This is a genomic window from Streptomyces sp. 130, from assembly GCF_007096885.1.
GTDB lineage: Bacteria > Actinomycetota > Actinomycetes > Streptomycetales > Streptomycetaceae > Streptomyces.
In genome coordinates this window covers 1-938 of the sequence record NZ_VJNO01000112.1, presented here as the reverse complement: position 1 = coordinate 938, position 938 = coordinate 1, and the positions used below count along the sequence as shown (strand labels likewise).

3 protein-coding genes are annotated in these 938 nt (G+C 70.4%); all 3 read right to left on the bottom strand.

Features of this window, described 5'->3' with window-relative positions; all coding sequences use genetic code 11:
* A partial coding sequence (locus FKN01_RS32230; RefSeq protein ID WP_143626183.1) for a helix-turn-helix domain-containing protein occupies positions 1-340 on the bottom strand: 340 nt, incomplete at its 3' end.
* Positions 327-614: a hypothetical protein gene (locus FKN01_RS32225; protein ID WP_143626182.1), complete on the bottom strand. Its 288-nt coding sequence runs from the start codon at positions 612-614 to the stop codon at positions 327-329. The genes FKN01_RS32225 and FKN01_RS32230, both read right to left, overlap by 14 nt.
* A 56-nt stretch (positions 615-670) precedes the next feature.
* Positions 671-859 (bottom strand): hypothetical protein, encoded by a 189-nt coding sequence (locus FKN01_RS32220; RefSeq protein ID WP_143626181.1) that lies wholly within the window; start codon positions 857-859, stop codon positions 671-673.
* Positions 860-938 lie beyond the last annotated feature (79 nt).

Here is a 938-nt window from a genome sequence, read left to right as displayed (position 1 = left end):
TGTCGGCGAGGCGGGCCTCTACGTTGGCGTGGTCGGCGAGGGCGGGCAGAGAGCGCAGGAGGTCGCCAGCGGCCTTGACGCGGATCGTGGCCGCCGGGTCGGTGAGGGCGGTCTCCAGGGTCGTGACGGCCTTGCGTACGGCGCTCGTGAGGGCGGCGACGGTCTCGTGCAGGATCTCCCGGCGTCCGGCCTCCACCTGCTCGCGGAAGGTGGGGTCCTCGCGCCAGCGGCGGACGGTGCGTCCGGAGACGCCGACGGCGGTACCGACGTCGTTGGAGGTCATGCCGGCGGCGAGGAGGGCGATGGCGGTCTCGCGCGCGGAAAGGTCAACGGTGGCCATCGGGGCCTCCCGCCGCTTCGGGGTGCCTGCTGCGGAAGATGGGGACGGTGAGGTCGTCGTCGGTGTGGGTGCGGCCGTCGGCGGCTTCGGCGGTGAGGAACTGGTCGAGGAGGGTGTGGGCGTTGGGGTCGCCGTGGGGGTGGTCACCCCAGGTGCGGAGGCCCTTGGGGCTGGTGAGGAGGACGGTTTCGCCGGTGGTAAGGGTCGTGGTGCGGCTGGGGATGCCGACGGCGGCGAGGAGGAACTTGACGTCGCTGGTGGTAAGGGCTGGCATGGCGGGTCTTCTCTCGTGGATGTAATGGTCTCTGGTCGGTGGTGACCCTTACAGGGTCAGTCTGGACCCTCGGGCTGGTTGGTGGGGTTGGTGTTGCGGGTGGTGAGGTGTCGGAGTTTCTGGGCGTGGCGGGCGGTGAGGCCGGCGGTGCGGGCGGCGTTGAGTTCGTCGCGGCGGCGCTTGTTGGCGGCGATGCGGTTGCGGGCGGCCTGGATGCGCTCTTGGACGATGTCGTTGACGTTCACGGGGGTCTCCGATCGGTGGTGTGGAGGGGCTTGTGTAGGGGTGTGCAGGGTTTTCCGAAACTCGCTACGCGAGCGCGCC